Below are 21,491 nucleotides of genomic sequence, written 5' to 3'. Positions count from 1 at the left end.
TTTACGATTCAGCTGATTTTGGGCAATGCTATCACAAATTAGCTGGTACGGCAATTAATTTAAGTTTTTATTAAGAAGATAGATGTTTCCAATAGGATTAATGCATTTGGGTGATTGTGAAAATATTGCAGCGGCATTATGCAAGGAGGACTTTTATGAAGATAGTAGTATGCGTAAAGCAGGTACCTGCTACCAATGAAGCCAAGATCGATCCGGAGACCAAAAGAATAATCCGGGAAGGCTCGAAGGCTATTTTAAATCCTTTTGATACCTATGCTGTTGAAGAGGGAGTAAGGCTTAAGGAAAAGTTTGGCGGTGAAGTAATAGTTATTTCAATGGGACCTGAGAAGGCTATGTCCAGTTTGAGGGAGGCCATATCCGTTGGTGCCGATAGAGCAATCCTCCTGAGCGACAAAGCTTTTGGCGGCTCTGATACATGGGCGACAAGCTATGTTCTGGCTAAAGCAATTGAAAAAATAGGGGATGTCGATCTGGTCATATGCGGCAAGCAGGCAATTGACGGGGATACCGCCCAGGTGGGTCCGGAAATAGCAGCTCATCTGGATTGGGTTCAGGCGACTTATGTCATGAAGGTTGAGGATGCGGATTCAAAGGGTATAAAGGTAAAAAGGATGCATGAAGACGGGTATGATATATGTCAATTGGATTTTCCTGCGGTTATTACAGTACTGAAGGATATCAACACGCCTCGGGTGCCTACGTTGAAAGGCCGTTTGGCTTCTCAGAAGATAGAGATACCTGTATGGAAACCTTCCGATATCGGAGTGGATATGGATAAAATTGGTTTGGATGGTTCGTCGACCAGGGTTGTAAAAACAGCACCACCTCCGCCGCGTAATACCGTGGCAAAAAGAATTGAAGGTTCGCCCGAGGATTGTGCAAAACAGTTGGTGCAGGAACTCAGAATTCGCAGCATATTGTAATTGGAGGAAAAAGATATGAGATTATCCAATAGCAATGAAAAAGAAAAATTCTCCAATGTATGGGTATTAGCCGAACTGCTTTCGGGAAAAATCCAGCCTGTTACCTTTGAGCTTATAGGAGCAGCCAGGTCTCTGGCAGATGCTAGAAAATCCCAGGTCTGGGTTGTGGTAATGGCTCATGGCATTGGCGATCAGGCCCAGGGGCTCATAGCATATGGAGCGGATAAGGTGATTGTGGTTGACGATGCGAGGCTTTATGGCTTTGTAGATGAGATTGAGGCCCGGGTCATGGTAAGGCTGATAGACAAATACAAGCCGGAGATATTGCTGGGAGCTGCCACTGCAAGGGGCAGAGCTCTTATACCTCGTATTGCAGGAATGACCAACTGCGGGCTGACAGCTGATTGCACCGGCCTGGATATAGATGCTGACAGCGGGGATCTCTTGCAGACAAGGCCTGCCTTTGGCGGAAACATCATGGCTACCATACGGTGCTCCACTCATCGCCCGCAAATGGCAACAGTCCGTCCTAGAGTAATGAAAGCTCTTGAGCCGGATATGAGCAGAACCGGTGAAATAATCCGGGAAAATGTTGAAGAAGCTGATGCTGCAAAAATTAAAAGAATAATCGAGGTGTTCCACACCGATGAGGCTACTGTAAACCTTGGGGATGCCCGGATAATAATTTCCGGTGGCAGGGGAGTGAAGGGACCGGAAGGATTTGAGCTTTTAAGGAAATTTGCCGCAAAAGTGGGTGGTGCCGTAGGAGCAAGCCGCGCGGCAGTTGATGCTGGATGGATTCCCTATGCTCACCAGGTGGGGCAGACGGGACAGACCGTCCAGACAAAAGTCTATATAGCCTGTGGAATTTCAGGACAGATCCAGCACCTGGTGGGGATGCAGTCCTGTGAAACGATAATAGCTATTGACAAAAATTCGGATACGCCGATGATGCAGATTGCAGATATTGCAGTTGTGGGTGATTTGTTTGAAATTATTCCTGAAATCATCGATAACCTTTAACTGTTGCAGTAAAGATTATCCATTAGATTTTAATATAAGAAAAAGCCCCTTTCGTTATATGCTCCGAAAGTGGGCTTTTTTCGTGTGAAAAAGAGTAGTATGTTTAATTTATCATACTAATAGATTACATATGAAGAATAATTTACCTTGAGTTTATTTAAAATATTAAATTAAAGGCAAAATTAAATTCATTTTATTGAACGATTTTCCGATAGGAAATATAAAATACATTTTGTAAGCTTAAAAAGTATAGAAAATGTAAAACTCAAAGTAGAGCATACCGATAGGTTTATCGGGTATTTAGTCTTTGGGGGGAAGTGATGTGGCAAGGGCAGAAAATATGGAAGGCTTGTAAATTGGATTTATGCCGCAGCACAGCTAATATTTGATTTCCTTTGAGCTGTTTGGCGACAATTCCAACTGCTGTATCAAAGAATATATTATTCTTCATTATCTTTTCATAGCAAATTCACAATTATATATGAAAATGAAATCAAAATACATAAGATTAAAGGAGTTTTTCTATGCAATCAGGAACAAAAGACGATATAATGGTTATTAAATGCGAGACCGATAATGAGATACAAAAGTTAAGAGGGGAACTGGAAGATTTAATACTGGTAAAAGAAAACAATTGCGACAGTGAAGTTTTAGAAGCCAGCAGAAAGCTTGATGAGATTATAAACAGGTATTACCTTTGCAAATAACTGTGATAAAATTTATAGGGAACATGAAGAATTAGGAGAAGATTCAAAGATTATAGAAACCGTTTTATACTTATGATGGGAGTGTTTATATTGTCAAAGCTGGATTTAAAAATGAAAAAGAGGTTGTTGTTCTTACTGTTGCTCTTTTCTTTTTTATTTGTAGTATTGGTGGTAAGAGTAGCATATCTCCAGCTTTTGGAAGGGTCGGAACTGGCAAAAAAAGCTTTTGCACAGAAAAGTGACACTCAGGTCATCAGCCCGGAGAGGGGCAAAATATATGATCGAAACGGCAATACCCTCGCGATAGATGCTCCTGTAAAGACTATTGTTGCTAATCCGAAAATAATGGATAAATCCGAAGAAAACCTGAAATTAATCGCTGAAACCATGGAGAGCATTCTTGGCGTAAAATACGATGATGTGATTGAAAAACTAAAGAGGGATACTTACTTTGAAATAATAAAGCGGAAAGCTGACAATGAAATAGCAGAGAAAATTTTAAACTTCATTAAAGAAAAGGACATAGAAGGAATATATCTGGTGGATGACACAAAACGTTATTATCCCAATAACAACCTTGCATCCCATGTGATAGGCTTTACAAATATGGATGGGGAGGGACTGCAGGGCATTGAAAAATCCATGGAAGAGTATTTGAAGGGCACTCCGGGAAAGATATTTAGCGATGTGGATGCCAGCGGCAGGACGCTGTTGTTTTCCTCCGATGAAGCCATAGAAGCGAAGGATGGCTACAATGTGGTGCTTACAATTGATGAGAGAATACAGTTTTTTGCCGAGGAGGCGCTGGAAGAAGCGATAGAAGGTTACAATGCAGTAGGGGGAGGCATAGCTGTTGTCATGGATCCCAGGAATGGCGATGTACTGGCGATGGTGTCAAAGCCTGATTTTAATCTGAACAATCCCTATGAAGCACCGGATCTGCCTGGTATCAACCCGGAGACATGGAAAGGATACACTCAGGAAGATGTGGATTTACTGAACAGCAAAGTATGGAGAAATAAAGTCATATCCAACACTTATGAGCCTGGCTCCACTTTTAAGGTAATAACGGCAGCAGCTGTTCTGGAGGAAGGAACATCAAAGCCGGATGATGTTATAGATGACTCGCCCATAAGTATAAGCGGTTGGACTATCGAATCTTATGACGGTTATAAATATAAAGGAAAGACTACCTTAAGAGAAGGTTTATATGAATCTCCCAACTCGGTTTTTGTAAGGGTTGCTCAGAATCTTGGAATAGAGAAATTTTACAAGTATGTTCGGGCTTTTGGCTTTTACGACAGGACCAATATAGAATTGCCGGGGGAGGAAAAGGGAATATTCCAGCGTGAACCCAAGGAGATAGATATGGCTGCCGCTTCCTTCGGACAAAGGTTTAACATCACTCCCATGCAGATAATATCGGCGTATAATGCCGTTGCTAACGGAGGAAAGCTCATGAAGCCCCGGCTGGTAAAAGAGCTTACCGACTCTGAAGGAAACGTAATCAAAAAATTCGAGCCGGAAGTAATAAGAAATGTGATTTCGGAGCAAACATCCAAGACATTGAAGGAAATCCTGGAAGGAACAGTGACTGAGGGAACAGGAAAAAATGCCTATGTGAGAGGCTACAGGGTCGCAGGTAAAACAGGAACGGCCGAGACAACGGAAACTGGTGTTTATGTAGCATCCTTTGCTGCTTTCGCCCCTGCGGACAATCCGGTGGTGACAGTTCTCATCGCATTGTTTGATCCCAGAGGAGATTCCTTTGGTGGCGGTACTGTAGCCGGACCAGTAGCAGGAAAGATAATTGAGCAAACCTTGGATTACCTTGGTGTGGAAAGAAGGTATACGGAGAAGGATTTAGAGGAGATGGCGAAAGAAGAGCAGCAGGCGAAAGAAGAGCAGCAGGCAAAAGAAAATCAGCAGACAAAAGAAGAGAAGCAAGAGAAAGAAAGTCAGCAGACTGAAAAAAACGATTGATTTGTCAAATTTCACATCCTCTTAGCATAAAATATGAGCGGTGTTTTGAATAAGGATGTACCTGCAACCGGTCAAAAAAAGCAAGAAGCAATTGGTAAAAAAGAGTTGTAAAAAGAGTCCATATGGGGTAGAATTTTATCTGAATATGTATTTGACTATGCCTTCAATAATTTACCATACGGCATAGCGAATAAATATCTATATTCAAAAATAGTCAAGTTTGTGATATAATTATCAATGTATACAATATGCAATTATATCACATAAAATCTTATAATTTAGGGGGAAGATATATGAGTAAGGTCATGAAGACAATGGACGGTAATACAGCTGCCGCTCATGTCGCATATGCATTTACCGATGTCGCAGGTATTTATCCTATTACTCCTTCATCTCCGATGGCAGAGCATGTGGATGAATGGTCGGCTAACGGTAGAAAGAACATATTTGGACAGGAAGTTAGCGTAGTAGAAATGCAGTCCGAAGCTGGCGCAGCAGGAACAGTGCACGGTTCACTGGCTGCAGGAGCTTTGACAACTACATTTACTGCATCGCAAGGTCTTTTGCTGATGATACCAAATATGTATAAAATAGCAGGTGAGCTCCTTCCGGGCGTATTCCATGTAAGTGCCCGTGCTGTAGCAAGCCACGCACTTTCTATTTTCGGTGACCATTCCGACGTTATGGCATGCCGTCAAACCGGTTTTGCCCTGCTGGCATCTTCTAACGTTCAGGAAGTAATGGATCTGGGTGGAGTTGCACACTTAAGCGCAATTAAGGGCAGAGTTCCTTTCCTCCATTTCTTTGATGGATTCAGGACATCCCACGAGGTTCAGAAGATAGAAGTTATAGACTATGAGGATTTTGCAAAATTGGTGGACATGGATGCAGTAAAAGCTTTCAGGAAGAGAGCTTTGAATCCTGAGCATCCTGTACTTAGAGGTACAGCACAAAACCCGGATATTTTCTTCCAGGCTCGTGAATCATCCAACAGATTCTACAATGCAGTGCCGGAAATTGTAGAATATTATATGAATGAAATCAATAAAATAACAGGAAGAAACTATGGCCTGTTTAATTATTACGGTGCTCCTGATGCTGACAGAGTAATAATTGCAATGGGTTCAGTTTGCGATACTATAGAGGAAACTATAGATTACTTAATGGCTAGGGGAGAAAAGGTCGGCGTAGTTAAGGTACATCTCTACAGACCGTTCTCAGTAAAGCATTTCCTCCAGGCAATGCCATCTACTGTTAAGAAGATAGCTGTTCTTGACAGGACAAAAGAACCTGGTGCAATCGGAGAACCTTTGTATCAGGATGTTTGCACGGTATACTTTGATGCGGCTGAAAAACCTGTTATCGTTGCAGGTCGTTATGGCCTTGGTTCTAAGGATACTACCCCTGCACAGATAGTAGCCGTATATGACAATCTGAAATCCGATAATCCAAAGAATCACTTCACTATAGGAATAGTTGACGATGTTACACATCTGTCCCTGCCTGTAGGTGAGGAAATAGATACCGTTCCCGAAGGAACAATCAGCTGCAAGTTCTGGGGTCTCGGTTCTGATGGTACTGTCGGTGCAAACAAGAATGCCATCAAGATAATTGGTGACCATACCGACATGTATGCTCAGGCTTATTTCTCCTACGACTCTAAGAAATCCGGAGGTATTACGGTTTCTCACTTGAGGTTTGGAAAGAAGCCGATAAGGTCAACATATCTCATTAAGAAGGCTGACTTTGTCGCTTGCCACAATCCATCCTATGTAGACAACTACGATATGGTTTCAGACCTCAAAGACGGCGGCACATTCCTGCTCAACTGCAGCTGGTCTGCTGAAGAGCTGGACAAGAGACTGCCGGCTAAGATGAAGAGGTACATAGCAAAGCACAATATAAATTTCTATACAATAGATGCTGTGGATATAGCAAGAGAAATCGGCCTCGGTGGAAGAATCAACATGGTATGCCAGGCTGCCTTCTTCAAGCTTGCCAACATCATACCTCTTGAAGATGCGGTTAAATATATGAAGGAAGCTATAAAAGCTACTTATGGCAAGAAGGGCGACAAGGTAGTCAACATGAACTATCTCGCAGTGGACAAGGGTATTGAAGCTCTGAAGAAGATTGATATCCCTGCTCATTGGGCAAATGCGGAAGATGAACCCAAGCCAGAAAAGGATGTTCCGGACTTCATAAAGAACATACTGGAGCCCATGAACAGACAGGAAGGCGATAAACTGCCTGTCAGCGCTTTTGTAGGAATGGAAGACGGTACATTCCCGCAGGGAACTTCCAAATATGAGAAGAGGGGTATTGCCGTTGAAGTGCCTGAATGGCAGATAGACAAGTGTATACAGTGTAACCAGTGCTCCTATGTATGTCCTCATGCAGCCATCAGACCATTCCTTATAAATGAGGAAGAGGCAAAGAATGCTCCTCAGGGCTTCACCAGCAAGAAGGCGATAGGAAAAGGCCTTGAAAGCTACAGCTTCCGTATTCAGGTATCACCTCTTGATTGTACTGGATGCGGCAACTGCGCTCAGGTTTGTCCTTCCAAGGAAAAGGCTCTGATTATGAAGCCTTTGGATACTCAGATGGAACAGGTTGAAAATTGGGAATATGCTATGAAGCTTTCACCCAAAGAGAATCCATTGAGCCCTGAAACTGTCAAGGGAAGCCAGTTTGAACAGCCATTGCTGGAGTTCTCCGGGGCATGTGCAGGCTGTGGCGAAACTCCTTACGCTAAGCTCATAACCCAGTTGTTTGGTGACAGAATGATGATCGCCAATGCTACCGGATGTTCATCCATCTGGGGCGGCAGTGCTCCTTCAACACCATATACAACAAATCACAAGGGTTATGGTCCGGCATGGGGTAACTCATTGTTCGAAGATAACGCTGAATATGGATATGGAATGTATCTTGCCGTGAAGCAAATCAGAAGCAAGCTTGCAGATCTCTGCAATGAAGCTGCAGAGCTGGATATTCCGGATGCAATAAAAGCTGCTCTGAAAGCTTGGGTTGCAGGCATGTTTGATGCTAATGCTTCCAAGAAGGCTTCTGTTGAGTTGCTGGCTGCGATAGAAGCTTATAATGGCAGCAATGAAAGAGCAAAAGCTATATTCAAGGAAATAGTTGAAAACAAGGAATTCCTTGTGAAGAAGTCCCAGTGGATCCTCGGTGGAGACGGTTGGGCTTACGATATCGGTTTCGGTGGTTTGGACCATGTGCTGGCATCCGGCGAGGATGTGAATATCCTTGTATTTGATACAGAGGTATATTCCAATACCGGAGGACAGTCATCAAAAGCTACTCCTACCGGTGCTGTAGCTCAGTTTGCTGCTTCAGGTAAGGCTGTCAAGAAGAAGGACCTCGGCATGATCGCTATGTCCTATGGATATGTGTACGTAGCTCAGGTAGCTATGGGCGCAAACCAGAACCAGCTTATAAAGGCTTTGGTTGAAGCTGAGAAATATCCGGGACCATCCCTGATCATTGCTTATGCTCCATGTATCAACCATGGCTTGAAGGTAGGTATGGGCTGCAGCCAGCTCGAAGCTAAGAGAGCTGTTGAAGCAGGTTACTGGCACCTTTACAGGTACAATCCTCTGCTTAAAGAGGAAGGAAAGAATCCTTTCATATTGGATTCTAAAGAGCCTACTGCATCCTTCAGAGACTTCCTGATGGGAGAGGTAAGGTATTCTTCTCTCACCAGATCTTTCCCTGATAGGGCAGAAAGATTGTTCGAAGCTGCTGAAAAGCATGCAAAGGAAAGGTATGAGACTTACAAGAAGCTTTCAGTTTCAGCTGAATAACTTTCCTGAAGGCATTGAGGCAGTATAGGCTAAAGAGAGATCTCCTGCCGGGAGATGGATATTGAAGCTAAATTCTGCTGATAAAAATGTTGTTATATTGTTATAAGTCTTAAATAGGGTAGGAGGGAAGATAAATATTTTCCCTCCTATTTTATTATGCATATCTAAAATATTTGTTGAAAAGACTCCTATTTTGGTTGAATCTGTGATATTATTTTGTACAAACATAAAACATATGCTTAATAACCAAGTAAGTTACTGATGATCTAATGGAAAATCGTTCTTTATTACTCATGCAAGGCTAATATATAAAGCGGAAAAGCTTCAGATTTAACAGTCCAGGAGAATCGCCTATAGTAATAAAAATGCTGAAGGGGGTATTCTGTGTTTGAACGTATTATAATAGCAGATGATGAAACTGCTCATTTGGAAGGTATGAAGACCATAGTATCCCAAATATGTCCGGAAACCGAAGTGCTTATTGCAAAGAATGGACTGGAGGCATTGGAGATTCTCCGTCAAAAGCCGGCTGAGCTGATAATGTGTGATATCCGTATGCCTATTATGGATGGTATAGAACTGCTCAGGATAGCATCCAGTGAGTTCCCACAAACAAAATTTGTAATGATAAGCGCATATAAGGACTTTGAATATGCGCAAAAAGCAATTGAGTACCAGGCTGTGGAGTATATAGTCAAACCTTTCCGTGTTTCGGATCTTCGTGAAACTATTAATAAAGTTGCCAGAGGAAGGGAAGCAGAAAAGGCAAAGGATCTTCTCTTGAGTGATTATTACAGATTATCGGAGGTTCTGCAAAAACAGGAAGATAGCAAGCTTTTACAAAGCCTGCTTGAAGGACGGCTCTCCGAACAGGAAAGAGCTAAGCTGCGTTGTGCGGATCGCCTTTGCAATCATGGTGTAGTAGCATGTCTTTACTGGGAAGCCCCGGGAAGCAGAAACGCAGATATTTCATATGAGACTCTTGAAGCGTTGATTGGAAAGATTAATACGAAATCGATTCTTGTTTACGATGCAAAGCCGATTAATGAAGCCATACTTATAATACCGAACCAATCACCCGATACCATACGGCATAAGTTGGAGAATTTTATTGTAGAGATCCGTGAAGACCTTAAGCTTGAGCTTTATGCCGGTATTTCCCTGAATGCATCCTGCTTGCTGGAAAAGGCGTCGGAAGCATATTCTCAAGCTTATGAAGCGCTTTCCTACCGTTTTTATTATTCTCAGGGTAGAGTACTTCTCTACGAAAAGCTGTGCACTTCCCTGGAGCTGGCCCTCCCCTCATTAAGCCGTATTGAACAGCAAATACGTGATGCAGTGCATAAATGCGATTCAAAAGCTGCATGCAATGAAATCAGGAGAATGAAGGAGCAATTGATGCACGATCCTCCGTATTATCCTGGAAAAGTGAGAAATCGGGTTTCCTCTTTTGTTGTTTCCATTATAAATAGCTTTGAAGGTTCGGTGCTTTACCGTGAGTTTGAAGATCTGCAAAACAGCGCCTATATGAAATACAGCAGATGCAATTCTTTCGATGAGTTGTTTTCCATATCTGAGGAGCTTTTACTGTTGTGTGTGCATTTGAAAAGCCACATTTCCAAAGCACAAAGCACCGACCTTATTGATTCCTGCATTGCTTATATAGAGCAGCATCTGAATGAAGAGCTTTCCCTGAAAGAGATAGCAGACCGTTTTCATTTCAATCCCAACTATCTTTCTGCTTTGATAAAAAAAAGAACAGGTCTTTCCTATTCTTCCTATCTGCTTTCTCTACGCATGCAGAAAGCGTGCAGCTTGCTTTCAAAAACCAATGACAGGATAAAGGACATCTCCCTGCGTGTAGGTTTCAGTGACTGCAGTTATTTTAACCGTGTTTTCCGCCGGGAAAATGGTATATCACCCCAGCAATACAGAAGAAAGTACAGGAGGTGGTAGAAAAAATGCTCAAATTGATTAGTTCCTTGACAATACGCTCAAAGCTGATAATTGTTTTAGTGCTTTGCATGGTGATGTTGTCATTTTCTGTTGCCTACAGACTTTTTTCTTTTTATATTGAAGATATGGCGGAAAGCACTTCAAAAAATGTTTATTCGATTGTTCAGCGGAGCAATGAACTTATTGAAGCTGAGCTTAACCGCATAGAAGACGCGTCCCACATCCTGTTGAGCAATCAAAGATGCTATGATGTTTTTTCAACTATTAACCAAATGAGTACCAGTGAAATCATGATGGCTGAGCGTGTTGTAGAAGAGGAACTGGGCAAACAGTTTTCTTTGATTGATAAGGTTTACCAGACGATACTTTATTCACCCGGATGGATTTTCGGACAGAATAGTACCCAGATTATTTTAGGCACGGAACAAGTGAGAAAATCAGGTTTTCTTGGAATTTCCTCTGAGTCCGGAGGAGCCGTGAAATGGATTGGAGGATATGACTTTGGAAAACGCTTTGATTCAAAATTTCTTATGACCAAGGAAAATTATGATTACCGCTATCCTATTACAATGATCCGCTCAATGAATTTTCAGTACTCAAAAAACGGCATCCGGTATACTCTGCCGGAGGATGTGGAGCCGCCTGTCCTCATGGTATTTATGACAGAGAAAGCACTGCGGCAGATGTATGATCATAACGGCATCGAAACTTTCATTATGGATGAAGATGGAATAGTTATTTCTTCAAACAGTAATCGATTTTCCATTGCTTCAATGTCCCCTCCTGAAGTATGTAATTTTTTAGGAAGTTCAGGCTATGTAAACATCAATTTTCTTGATGAAGACACATTGCTATGCTATGATACTATAACCAGCACAGGCTGGACGATGGTTATGATGGTTCCTATGAGAGCTTTGATGGAAGATATGCGAAATGAAATTATAGATCTATTGAAGAAGATGATTATAGTAATTTTAATCACTTCCGTCATCATAGCTGTCTTGCTTTCAAATACGATTACAAAACCTATTGCGGTTCTGGTTCGTTCTGCACGCCGTATAGCCAAAGGTGAATTCACTGCCGATACGCCTGTTCCAAAGGGAGGGGATTTTAAAACATTGGCCGAAACCTTTAACTACATGGAAACTGAAATCATGAATTTGATAGAGAAGAACTATATAATATCCCTGCGGGAAAAGGATACTCAGATTATGGCTTTAAGCCTGCAGATTAATCCCCATTTTCTCTATAATACGCTAAATACCATAAATATGCTGGCTATTCAAGACGGCAACGAAAAAATATCCGATTTGATTGTGAGCCTTTCGGAAATGCTGCATTATACTTTTAAAAATACGGAGGAGAAAATATTGCTGTCCGATGAACTGCGATGGATACAGAATTATTCGCGCATTATGTCCGCTCGCTTTACGGGGAAATTTACAATGCAAATTGACATACCTGATGAGCTGCTTATTTATAAAGTACCAAAGTTTTTCCTGCAGCCTTTGGTGGAAAATTCAATAATTCATGGGTTTGCAGAACTTACAGAAGGTGGTGTCATCCATATTTCGCTAGAAAAAAAGGAGGATACACTGAACTTCATAATTTCGGACAACGGGAAGGGTATGACGCAAGAAGATATTGAAAATAGTGTATTCCGGGCTTCCCAGGACAAGGGAATTGGAATTTCCAACGTTCACCGCAGGTTAACCTTAATATATGGCGAAAGATATCATGTACATGTAGAATCCACATTGGGTAAGGGCACTTCCTTTTACTTGACCATTCCCTGCGAACTATAAATGAACAGGAGTATGATATTGTTTTGGTTTATCATACAACTACTTTGATTTGTTATAGAATATGAGATTTATTCTATATATTTCGGTTGTTTCTGTGTGATATATTGAACTTAAGGAAAAAGGTATACAGCGCTGTAATACCGAAAATCAATGAAGATTATTCGGAAAGGAGAATAAAAATGAAAAGAATGTTTGCTGTTCTAATGGTAATTGTAATGCTATTCTCAACAGCAGCATGTTCATCCTCCACGGACACTTCTGCGGACAAGACTGGTAATACGGCCCAAAGTGGCGATTCAAAAAGTGGAGGTACAACAAGTGGCGCTACATCATCAGATAAGACAGTGGAAATCCGCTTCAGCAACTGGGATGGCGGAGCTACTCTGGATGCTTATGAAGCGGCTATCAACGCTTTTATGAAAGAAAACCCGAACATCAAAGTAACCAATCTGAACATTCCAAGCGAATATGACACAAAGATCACTGCGATGATCGCTGCCAACGACGCCCCTGAAATTTCAATTCTGAACTCGGACACTTTGCTTTATCCCCTTGCTGAAGAAGGTAAACTTGTGAATATTCTGGACTTGATAAAAAATGACCCTGAGTTTGATGGAAGCGATTTGATTGATAACCTGAAGTACATGAGGGATCCCAACTTCATGGCTGGTTATGGTATCGGCCCGCAAAACATATGCTTGTTCTACAACCCGGCATTGTTCAAAAAGTATGGGGTGGAAGAACCACCGGCAAAATATGAGAATGCCTGGGATTGGGATACCTTTGTAGAAAATGCAAAAAAACTGACCATTGACAAGAATGGAAAGAACGCATTGGACCCTGGTTTTGACCCTGAAAACATAGATACGTATGGTGTAACTTTCGGAAAATGGTGGGCCATTTATATGCCTTTGGTATTATCTTCCGGCGGTGACTACCTGAATGCCGATGGTACAGCAACAGGAATGGATTCTCCGGAAGCGATTAATGCAATGCAGAAGATGGCAGACCTCATATGGGTACATCATGTATCTCCAACTCCTATTGCCAGTCAGACAATGCCAGGCCTTTCCGAAAGTATTGCAACCAACAAGGTAGCCATGTCTATTAACGGACAATGGACCAACAGCGACCTTATGGCGGATGGAGTGGAATATAATGTTGCAGTTTTGCCCAAAATCGGTAGTAAGGCAAAAACTGTAATGACTGCGGGTTGCTTAAGCATTCTGGATACTCCTAAGAAAGAAGCTGCCTGGGAATTCTTTAAATATATGTGCTCACCTGGCGCTGTAAGCGCTTTGGAAAAGAGCGGCTTATGGCTGCCATCCGTTAAGAGCGGATACACTGAAGAATATCTTAAGGAAATGATAACTGACAAGCATCCGGCAAATTATTATGAAAGCATCTGCTTGCCGATGCTCGATGGCACAGCAGAACCTCCGACAACAAGTTGGGTTGTGAATTTCAGTAAAATCAACGACGTTCTTACTCCGGCATTGGATCCTGTGTGGGCAGGCGAATCTTCATATGCTGATGCAATTCGTGGTGCAATCAGCCAGTTGAATGCCGAGGTCAAAGGTCGTAGAGACAAATAAGTGAGATGGTAGATAAATCCTTGATATACATGGAAAATTCATGTATATCAAGGATTTAAAAAAACTCTGTTGCTTGATTTACGAAAATTCGATTGGAGGAGATAATGTGCCAAAAGGAAGTATTACAGCTTTTAAAACGCAAAGAGCCACAAAAAGCAACTCATCTACCATGTCCCGTCGTCGACTGTTGACAAACATTGCTGGCTGGGGATTTGCACTTCCTGCCATCTTGGGTTTTCTGTTCTTCAACATTGTTCCAATGGCGTTAAGTGCCTATTATAGCTTATGCGATTATAATGTAATAGGCGCATCAGTTTTTACAGGATTAAAGAACTATATAAGTCTTTTTGACGGATCTGATCCTGCATTCTGGGCTTCTGTAAAGGCAACAGTAAAATACACGGTTCTTGCAGTTCCTGCAAACCTGATTTTTTCATTTATGATTGCTCTTATGCTTAACCGTCCAATGGTGGGGCGTGCATTTTTTCGATCATTGTTCTATTTGCCCAGCATTGTTCCGGCAGTTGCCAACAGTTTTGTGTGGCTTCTTCTGATGAATCCGGATTTCGGACTTTTTAATGTCATCCTCGATTTTCTGGGTTTACCGGAAAGCAAATGGATCTGGGGGGAGAAAACAGTAATCCCATCCATAGTATTTATGGGAATATGGGGAACAGGTGCTACGCAAGTTATTTTTCTGGCAGGATTGCAAAACATTCCCAGAGTTTACTATGAAGCTTTGGAAATCGACGGGGGCAATGCATGGCATAAACTATGGAAGGTCACAATACCCATGATTTCACCTACCATGTTTTATAATCTTGTTATGGGAATAATAGGAGCGTTGCAGGTATTTAACGCGTCTTATATTATGACCAATGGTGGCCCGAACAATGCTTCTCTGTTTTATGTTTACAACCTTTGGCGCCAGGCGTTTACATACATGGACATGGGCAAGGCGTCTGCAATGGCGTGGCTGCTATTCATAACAATACTCATGCTTACTGCCTTTGTGTTTAGAACATCTAAAAAATGGGTGTATTATGAAGGAGGAGACGAATAATGGCACTGACAGGTAAAAATCGAATTGCATATATTGTGAAACGTATCCTCTTTTATTCTTTTATTCTTCTGCTGTCGCTGATTTGTATCATCCCGCTTTACTGGATGGTACGTTCATCCTTTATGAAAAGCACACAGATTTACATCATGGATCCGTTTGTTTTTTGGCCACAAGAGATGATATGGCAAAACTATAAAGACGCTACGAAGTTCATGCCGTTTCTTGATTATACCCTCAACACGATTTTCCTGGTGGTTGTAAATATCGTTGGAACAGTACTTACCAGTGCCATGTGCGCGTATTCGTTTTCTCGCATAAAATGGAAAGGACGCGGCATAGTGTTTATGATTATTTTGTCTTCCATAATGCTTCCTGGTTCAGTCACAATCATATCCCAGTTTATAATGTGGAGCAACCTTAAGCTCATAGATACTTATTGGCCTTTAGTCCTTCCCGCGTTTTTCGGGGGAGGGGTTACGAATATTTTTATGCTTCGCCAGTTTTTCATGACCATTCCCAAAGATATGGATGAATCAGCGACAATTGATGGTGCTGGACATATAAGGATTTTTTTGCAGATAATAATTCCGCTGTCAAAGTCCGCAATAATAGTTGTAGGGCTGTTCACATTTCTTGGATGCTGGAATGATGTTTTTGGCCCAATAATGTACCTTAATACACCTGAAAAGTTTACCCTTTCCCTGGGACTTTTGCAGTTCAGGGGCGAGTATTCCACCAAGTGGAATCTGCTTATGGCTGCTTCCACACTGGTAGTTGCCCCATGCATTATTGTTTACCTTGTAGGCCAGAAATATCTCATTGAAGGAATTACACTGACAGGTTTGAAAGCTTGAAAACAATGAAAGGATGAAGAGTATGAAACAATATGGCGGATGCCCGGTCGGATTTGAGAAAGTTTCGATAAACGGCGGCTTCTGGGCGGAAAAACAGAAACTGATGGAAGACATCACTATTGACGCTCTTTACAAGCGTTTTGAAGAGACAGGAAGGTTTGAGGCCTTAAAGGGTGAATGGAGAGAGGGTAAACCCAATAAACCGCATATATTCTGGGAATCCGACATAGCAAAATGGATTGAGGGGGTAGCCTATAAGCTGCAGAAAAGCAGGGATAAAGAACTGGAGAAAAAAATAGACTATTTGGTTGATCTCATGGAAGCCTATCAGTCTGAAGATGGCTATCTGAACATATATTTCACCGTTGTCGAGCCTGAAGCACGGTTTACTCGCTGTACCGACCATGAACTCTATTGTGCAGGGCATTTGATTGAAGCGGCCATAGCTTATGATAAAGCTACGGGTAAGGATAAGTTCCTGAAAATTATGAAACGTTATGCAGACCTTATTGACAGGGTGTTTCGCATTGAACATTCTGCTGCGTTTGATACTCCCGGACATGAGGAGATTGAACTGGCTCTGTACAAGCTTTATATGCATACAGGAGAAAACCGTTATCTGCAGTTGGCTATGTATTTTATTGATACCCGTGGTACCAGCAAACGGGACAAAACCTATGATTTCGCAAGCCTGGAGTACATGCAGTCGCACTTGCCAGTGCGTGAGCAATTTACAGCAGAAGGTCATTGCGTCAGGGCGCTTTATCTATATTCAGGGATGGCAGACCTGGCTCTGCATAACAAGAACGAAAGTCTTTATAATGCATGCGACAAGTTGTTTGACAATATCACACAAAAACGCATGTATATAACCGGTGGTTTAGGATCAACTTACAGGGGAGAGGCTTTCACTTATGATTATGATCTGCCTGAGTTAACAGCGTATGCCGAAACCTGTGCTTCTATTGCTCTTGCTCTTTTTGCCCGGCGTATGTGGCTAATCAGCCCAAACGGGAAATATGCCGATGCAGCAGAACTGGCAATCTATAACACTGCCCTTTCCGGTGTTTCACTGACAGGAGACAGCTTCTTCTATGAAAATCCTTTATATGCTGATCCTAAGAAAAAAGCCTTTAATGATTCGCGTCCCCGAGGATTGATGCAGCATTTGCCTATTATGGAGAGGGCAAAAGTATTTGACTGTTCCTGCTGTCCACCTAATATTCTGCGCTTTATCGAATCCATTGGTGATTTTGCCTATTCGAGCAGCGGGGATACTGTCTTTGCCCATTGCTATATGGACAGCAAAGCTGAAATTCCTTTGGAGCATCAAATTGTCAATATTGAACAACATACCCAATACCCATATGACGGTAAAATTGTCTTTAGTGTAAAAGATGGCTGCGGGTTCAGTTTTGCGCTTCATATACCGGAGTGGGCGAGGTCCTTTGACATCAAGGTAAATGATTCAGAATGCCAGTTTACCCTAAAAGATGGCTATGCCTATATTGACAGGTTATTGGGAACAGGGGACATGATAGAACTGAATCTTGATATGCAGATAGAAACAGTGGAGGCAAATCCGGAAGTAAGGGACATTTGCGGCAGGGCAGCGTTAAAACGGGGCCCCATCGTTTTTTGTGCTGAGGGAGCCGATAACCGCTTCAATCTCAGGGATGTACGCATTAGAAGAGATACAAGGTGGCAGATATATGAGAAAGAGATTGCAAATACAAGGCTGATTGGCATAAGCGGTCCTGCGGAAGTTCGCAGAAGAATAGACGGGCTTTATTCTGCTGAGCCAATAGAAAGACAGGAAGTTACCCTGAACCTGATTCCTTATCATGCATGGGCAAACCGAGGGGTTAATGAAATGAACGTATGGTTTTTATTGAAAGATTAAGATGTGAAACTGATGAACACTTATATCGACTGGCGGATGCAAATAACCGAGACAAATAAGTGTTAACACAGCAGAGCGAGGTTTCGCTCTGCTGTATTGTATATAAAATGAATAAAGCTTTTAAGGAGGGTTATTGTGTCACAACGTGATGTTAAGGCTGATATTTTTAAAGGTTTGCTTGTGGTTGGAATGATTTTTGCCCATGTGTTACAGTTTTTTGGTGATATGAACCTTTATCCGGCGTCAAAAATCATCAGTGATTATGCCAATATAATTACATTCACGGGTTTTGTGTTTTGCTTTGGCTATGTAATAGATATCGCCTATATGGGCAGGAGCTTTAAAGAGGTCTGGAGAAAAATCATAATTTCTGCTTTCAGGATTTTAATTGCTTTTTACATCTCCGGTATAAGCTACAGGCTGTTTATAGATAAAAGGCAGCCCAATATGAATAACATTTTGAAAATTATTACACTGTCAGATATACCTGGATATTCTGAGTTTTTATTATCCTTTGCGCTGTACGTATTTTTTGTTGTGCTGCTTTTTAAACCGATTAAAATGTTGTTGCATAATAGGATGGTATTTTGGATTGTATTTTTTACTTTGTTTTTAACTACATTCATTCCATATGATAAGATAAAGATTAACCAACTGGGTTTATTGATTGGTATTACGAAGTTTTATGCTTTTCCGGTTTTGCAGTATATGCCGTTCTTTATCCTTGGAATGTATTTTCATAAATACAAGATAGGATTTAACATCAAGTTCTTTTTTGGCTCATTGCTTTTAAGTGGAATTTCAATCGTCAGTATTATTAAAAACGGTGGTGCTCTGCCAGGAAGGTTTCCTCCTACCATAATGTGGCTGATATTGCCTGCTTTTGCGCTTTATATGTATTATCTTCTTTCGTCCTTTCTTTCAAAGTCATCTATGTTAGTCGGGGCATTACAACCGATAGGCAAGAATTCCCTTGTGTATTTGATTCTTAGCAATATTATAATTTTTGCTGTAAAAAGCACCAACATAATTATTTTAGTAAGTACTCTTCAGGGATTGTTGTATTCAGTACTTCTGATGCTTATGATTCGCTATCTTATAAGGTTCAGCCGTGCTTAGTGACATGGAAAATGATGAATAATTTCAAAAGAGTATCATATGCCTAAATCATAATTTGAAAGCTGTAGTATAAATGGTGGAAGATTGGTATTAAAATACTGGCTGCTTTCGCAGCCAGTGGATTTTTGTCCGCAGCAGACTGTTTTAGCTGCGTGCATTGGTGTTAGGGTTAATCTTATTTATCAGCTTATTGAAGGAATTCGTAATTTCATCCAATGGCTTGTTATTGATCATGTCATTGGACAAACGTCTGATCTGACTTCCTATATCAGCGGAATCGCTGACGTACACGTTTGTTATTGTATTGTCAATCTGTTTTACTCTGTTTGTTATTGTCTGGTTTGTAACATTAGCATTGTCAGCACCATTTTTGCGTCCATAGGAAACAACGGCAGTATCTCCCATAACTACGACATCCACATTATTGATTCCCGGCATTGATTCCAGACCTCTTTTTATGCTTGCAGCTTTGCTTCTGTCAGAAGGTCCTGCAGTAGTTTGCGGAGCCTGGCCGCCATTGTTACCCATGCCTAAGAAATTGCCGTTTCCATTGTTATTATTGTCCATACCCAGAAGGTTGCCGTTCCTGTTGTTATTGCCCATACCTAAAAAGTTACCATTTCTGCCGTTATTATTGTTACCTGTTCCTATATTGGCTCCGGTGGTGGTACGGTTTGTTTCAGGCGTTACATCAAAACGCATGCCTGTATTTCCTGTTGCATTGTTGCCTAAGTTGTTATCCATATTGTTGCCTAGCTTACCTGGTGTCATCTGCTGCTGGAGCCTGGTACGCGTGGTTTGTGGAGTAGTTCTCTGCTGAGTGGCACAAGCGCTGAATGTGATCAAAAAAGTAGCAGCAGTGGCTGTGATGGCAATTATTGAACGCGATTTTGCATTCATTTTATTCACCTCCACATTTATTTTTCTCAGAGCTGCTTTTTTTATTTGAGTTAATTATTAATATAGGAGTGAACAACTAATCTAAAACCCAAATTCATGAAAAATTGTGGAGGTAAAATTGCGGCATTTTCAAATTTCAAAATAATGGTATTTAAAAATTACGGTATTAAGAGCGTTTCTTAAGCCTATTATATTTATGACATGTCCGGCTGATAATTATGATATATATAGTTAGCAGCAGAGCAAGAATTTACCTCTGCTGCAGGTTTATTTTGCTGCATCTGGCCTCGCGAAACTTACCGGGGCTGATGCCGACAAGCTTTTTGAAAACCTTGGTGAAATAGCTCTGATCTTCATATCCAACCAGATTGGCAATATCAACAAGGGCGATGGAATCATCGGCAAGAAGCTTTTTGCTCACTTCTATCCTGATCTGGTTTAGGTAATTGTTGAAATTGCATTTCATCTCATCCTTGAAAATCTTGCTGAAATACGATGGGCTTAAATACACATTTGCTGCCACTTCTTCAAGGGTTATCTTTTTCATGTAATTTCTTTTTATATAATCGACGGCTTTATAGATAACGTCGATATGTTTGACATCAGCCAGGTTGAATACACAATCCGTAAACCTCATCATGATTTTTGAGAGCCAGTAAGTAAGCTCTTCCACTGAGTGGAAGCTGTTTATCTGGCTTAAGTATTTGTAATTCAGACCGAATATCTGCTCAACATCAGCACCGCCTTTAAGAGCTGCCCTGGAAAGCAGGACGATTAGCTCAAGAACCCTGGCTTTGATTACTTCGAAATTTCCTCCTGAGGAAAAGAATATATAACCGAAGATTTCATTGAGCACCTTTTGGGAACCTGCCTTGTCACCAATGGAAATAAGAGACAGAAGCTCTTCTTCTTTTTCAATGGGATAGGCAGACAGGCTTTCATCATTTCCTCCCATTGTTTTTATATGCTGCAGGTATTTTGAAATATCGGACTGCTGCTCCTGGCTTTCTCTTTCATAAAAATATTTTGAGGACTGGGGAGCAGATATTTGCTCAGCCACCATCAGTAAAAGCTCGGACATATTTTCAACAACATCCGGCCTTATTACGGGTATTTCTTCAATGCACATCTTGAACTCATCCAGATGGGATTCTTCTATCTGATTCATGCTGGCTATATCATCTATCGGGAACTGATCGGGTTCAACCATATGAACCGGTCCGGCAAGCACTGCTCCCTGCATTGATCCGTCCACCGATATGGGAGATGCCCAGTGTACCATGCCCATTGGACAGAAAAACACATACTTGCCTCCGAATCTCTCTGCCTGATAACTTCCATATAGATGAACATTTGAGCAGTTAATGCTTCCCTTTAAAGGGTTTTGCATCCTGCTGCAAAATATACAGATATCCTTTCTGCCACCGGTGAGATAAAGAGGATTGCCGTCAGAATCTATTATTATGCATTCAATACCGACAGATTTGCTATAAGCATCAACGCATTTAATTGCTTTTTTCAGGTCAAATCTGACATCGCTTTGCCCATTGCCCAATTCCATTGTTTCACCTTTTTCACAATGTTTTTGAATTAATGCATGAATAAATTATACTAAATCAGTGCTGTTTTGAAAATGGCATAACCGATGGGATTTTATACAAATAATTTTATTTTATGATATTACAGACAAAAAGTATTGAAAATGCTTTGGATTTTTAGCACTTTGCTGCTGAGATTGATAACAGCATGAATAAAGGATACTCATAAAAGTAAGCAGCTATTGGTGGTACAGCCAATAGCTGCTTTGACTGATTG

At 41.3% G+C, this 21,491-nt stretch carries 14 protein-coding genes; 12 read left to right on the top strand and 2 right to left on the bottom strand.

Annotated elements, in window-relative coordinates:
- Positions 1 to 155: 155 nt before the first annotated feature.
- From CDO33_RS11140 to CDO33_RS11085, 12 genes are all read left to right on the top strand, one after another.
- Positions 156 to 944 (top strand): electron transfer flavoprotein subunit beta/FixA family protein, encoded by a 789-nt coding sequence (locus CDO33_RS11140; RefSeq protein WP_103080067.1) that lies wholly within the window; start codon positions 156 to 158, stop codon positions 942 to 944.
- Between the two features lie 15 nt (positions 945 to 959).
- Entirely contained in the window at positions 960 to 1,967 is a 1,008-nt protein-coding gene (locus CDO33_RS11135; protein WP_103080066.1) for an electron transfer flavoprotein subunit alpha/FixB family protein, read from the top strand.
- A 524-nt stretch (positions 1,968 to 2,491) separates the two neighbouring features.
- Positions 2,492 to 2,674, top strand: coding sequence for an aspartyl-phosphate phosphatase Spo0E family protein (locus CDO33_RS11130; protein WP_242973325.1), 183 nt, complete (start codon positions 2,492 to 2,494; stop codon positions 2,672 to 2,674).
- A gap of 90 nt (positions 2,675 to 2,764) precedes the next feature.
- Positions 2,765 to 4,657, top strand: a complete 1,893-nt coding sequence (locus CDO33_RS11125) for a peptidoglycan D,D-transpeptidase FtsI family protein (protein WP_242973326.1) — start codon at positions 2,765 to 2,767, stop codon at positions 4,655 to 4,657.
- 293 nt (positions 4,658 to 4,950) lie between these two features.
- Positions 4,951 to 8,481 carry a pyruvate:ferredoxin (flavodoxin) oxidoreductase gene (gene nifJ / locus CDO33_RS11120; RefSeq protein WP_103080064.1) on the top strand — a complete coding sequence of 1,177 codons (3,531 nt, stop codon included), beginning with the start codon at positions 4,951 to 4,953 and terminating at the stop codon, positions 8,479 to 8,481.
- A gap of 384 nt (positions 8,482 to 8,865) precedes the next feature.
- Positions 8,866 to 10,437, top strand: a complete 1,572-nt coding sequence (locus CDO33_RS11115; protein WP_103080063.1) for a response regulator — start codon at positions 8,866 to 8,868, stop codon at positions 10,435 to 10,437.
- Between the two features lie 5 nt (positions 10,438 to 10,442).
- Entirely contained in the window at positions 10,443 to 12,242 is a 1,800-nt protein-coding gene (locus tag CDO33_RS11110) for a sensor histidine kinase (RefSeq protein ID WP_103080062.1), read from the top strand.
- Between the two features lie 179 nt (positions 12,243 to 12,421).
- Positions 12,422 to 13,837, top strand: coding sequence for an extracellular solute-binding protein (locus CDO33_RS11105; protein WP_103080061.1), 1,416 nt, complete (start codon positions 12,422 to 12,424; stop codon positions 13,835 to 13,837).
- 106 nt (positions 13,838 to 13,943) lie between these two features.
- On the top strand, positions 13,944 to 14,900 hold the full coding sequence (locus CDO33_RS11100) for a carbohydrate ABC transporter permease (protein ID WP_242973327.1): 957 nt from the start codon (positions 13,944 to 13,946) through the stop codon (positions 14,898 to 14,900).
- Positions 14,900 to 15,754, top strand: coding sequence for a carbohydrate ABC transporter permease (locus CDO33_RS11095; RefSeq protein WP_103080060.1), 855 nt, complete (start codon positions 14,900 to 14,902; stop codon positions 15,752 to 15,754). The genes CDO33_RS11100 and CDO33_RS11095 overlap by 1 nt, the downstream gene beginning before the upstream one ends.
- Positions 15,755 to 15,776: 22 nt before the next feature.
- Positions 15,777 to 17,657 carry a glycoside hydrolase family 127 protein gene (locus CDO33_RS11090; protein WP_161496425.1) on the top strand — a complete coding sequence of 627 codons (1,881 nt, stop codon included), beginning with the start codon at positions 15,777 to 15,779 and terminating at the stop codon, positions 17,655 to 17,657.
- Between the two features lie 135 nt (positions 17,658 to 17,792).
- Positions 17,793 to 18,776, top strand: a complete 984-nt coding sequence (locus tag CDO33_RS11085) for a hypothetical protein (protein ID WP_103080058.1) — start codon at positions 17,793 to 17,795, stop codon at positions 18,774 to 18,776.
- A 144-nt stretch (positions 18,777 to 18,920) separates the two neighbouring features.
- On the opposite strand, the gene CDO33_RS11080 is transcribed toward CDO33_RS11085, so the two are convergent.
- Positions 18,921 to 19,676, bottom strand: a complete 756-nt coding sequence (locus CDO33_RS11080) for a YhcN/YlaJ family sporulation lipoprotein (protein WP_103080057.1) — start codon at positions 19,674 to 19,676, stop codon at positions 18,921 to 18,923.
- Between the two features lie 250 nt (positions 19,677 to 19,926).
- Positions 19,927 to 21,237, bottom strand: coding sequence for a PocR ligand-binding domain-containing protein (locus CDO33_RS11075; protein ID WP_103080056.1), 1,311 nt, complete (start codon positions 21,235 to 21,237; stop codon positions 19,927 to 19,929).
- Between the last annotated feature and the right edge of the window lie 254 nt (positions 21,238 to 21,491).

The sequence above is a fragment of the Clostridium thermosuccinogenes genome (genome assembly GCF_002896855.1).
In the GTDB taxonomy this organism is placed as follows: domain Bacteria; phylum Bacillota; class Clostridia; order Acetivibrionales; family DSM-5807; genus Pseudoclostridium; species Pseudoclostridium thermosuccinogenes.
The sequence above is the reverse complement of the archived record's forward strand: the minus strand, read 5'-3'. Positions and strand labels throughout refer to the sequence as shown.

Excerpts from the sequence above, each read along its gene's own strand:
- CDO33_RS11105 (WP_103080061.1), top strand. The coding sequence starts at position 12,422 with ATGAAAAGAATGTTTGCTGTTCTAATGGTAATTGTAATGCTATTCTCA.
- CDO33_RS11090 (WP_161496425.1), top strand. The coding sequence starts at position 15,777 with ATGAAACAATATGGCGGATGCCCGGTCGGATTTGAGAAAGTTTCGATA.
- nifJ (WP_103080064.1), top strand. The coding sequence starts at position 4,951 with ATGAGTAAGGTCATGAAGACAATGGACGGTAATACAGCTGCCGCTCAT.
- CDO33_RS11140 (WP_103080067.1), top strand. The coding sequence starts at position 156 with ATGAAGATAGTAGTATGCGTAAAGCAGGTACCTGCTACCAATGAAGCC.
- CDO33_RS11080 (WP_103080057.1), bottom strand. The coding sequence starts at position 19,676 with ATGAATGCAAAATCGCGTTCAATAATTGCCATCACAGCCACTGCTGCT.
- CDO33_RS11075 (WP_103080056.1), bottom strand. The coding sequence starts at position 21,237 with ATGGAATTGGGCAATGGGCAAAGCGATGTCAGATTTGACCTGAAAAAA.
- CDO33_RS11135 (WP_103080066.1), top strand. The coding sequence starts at position 960 with ATGAGATTATCCAATAGCAATGAAAAAGAAAAATTCTCCAATGTATGG.
- CDO33_RS11110 (WP_103080062.1), top strand. The coding sequence starts at position 10,443 with ATGCTCAAATTGATTAGTTCCTTGACAATACGCTCAAAGCTGATAATT.
- CDO33_RS11130 (WP_242973325.1), top strand. The coding sequence starts at position 2,492 with ATGCAATCAGGAACAAAAGACGATATAATGGTTATTAAATGCGAGACC.
- CDO33_RS11095 (WP_103080060.1), top strand. The coding sequence starts at position 14,900 with ATGGCACTGACAGGTAAAAATCGAATTGCATATATTGTGAAACGTATC.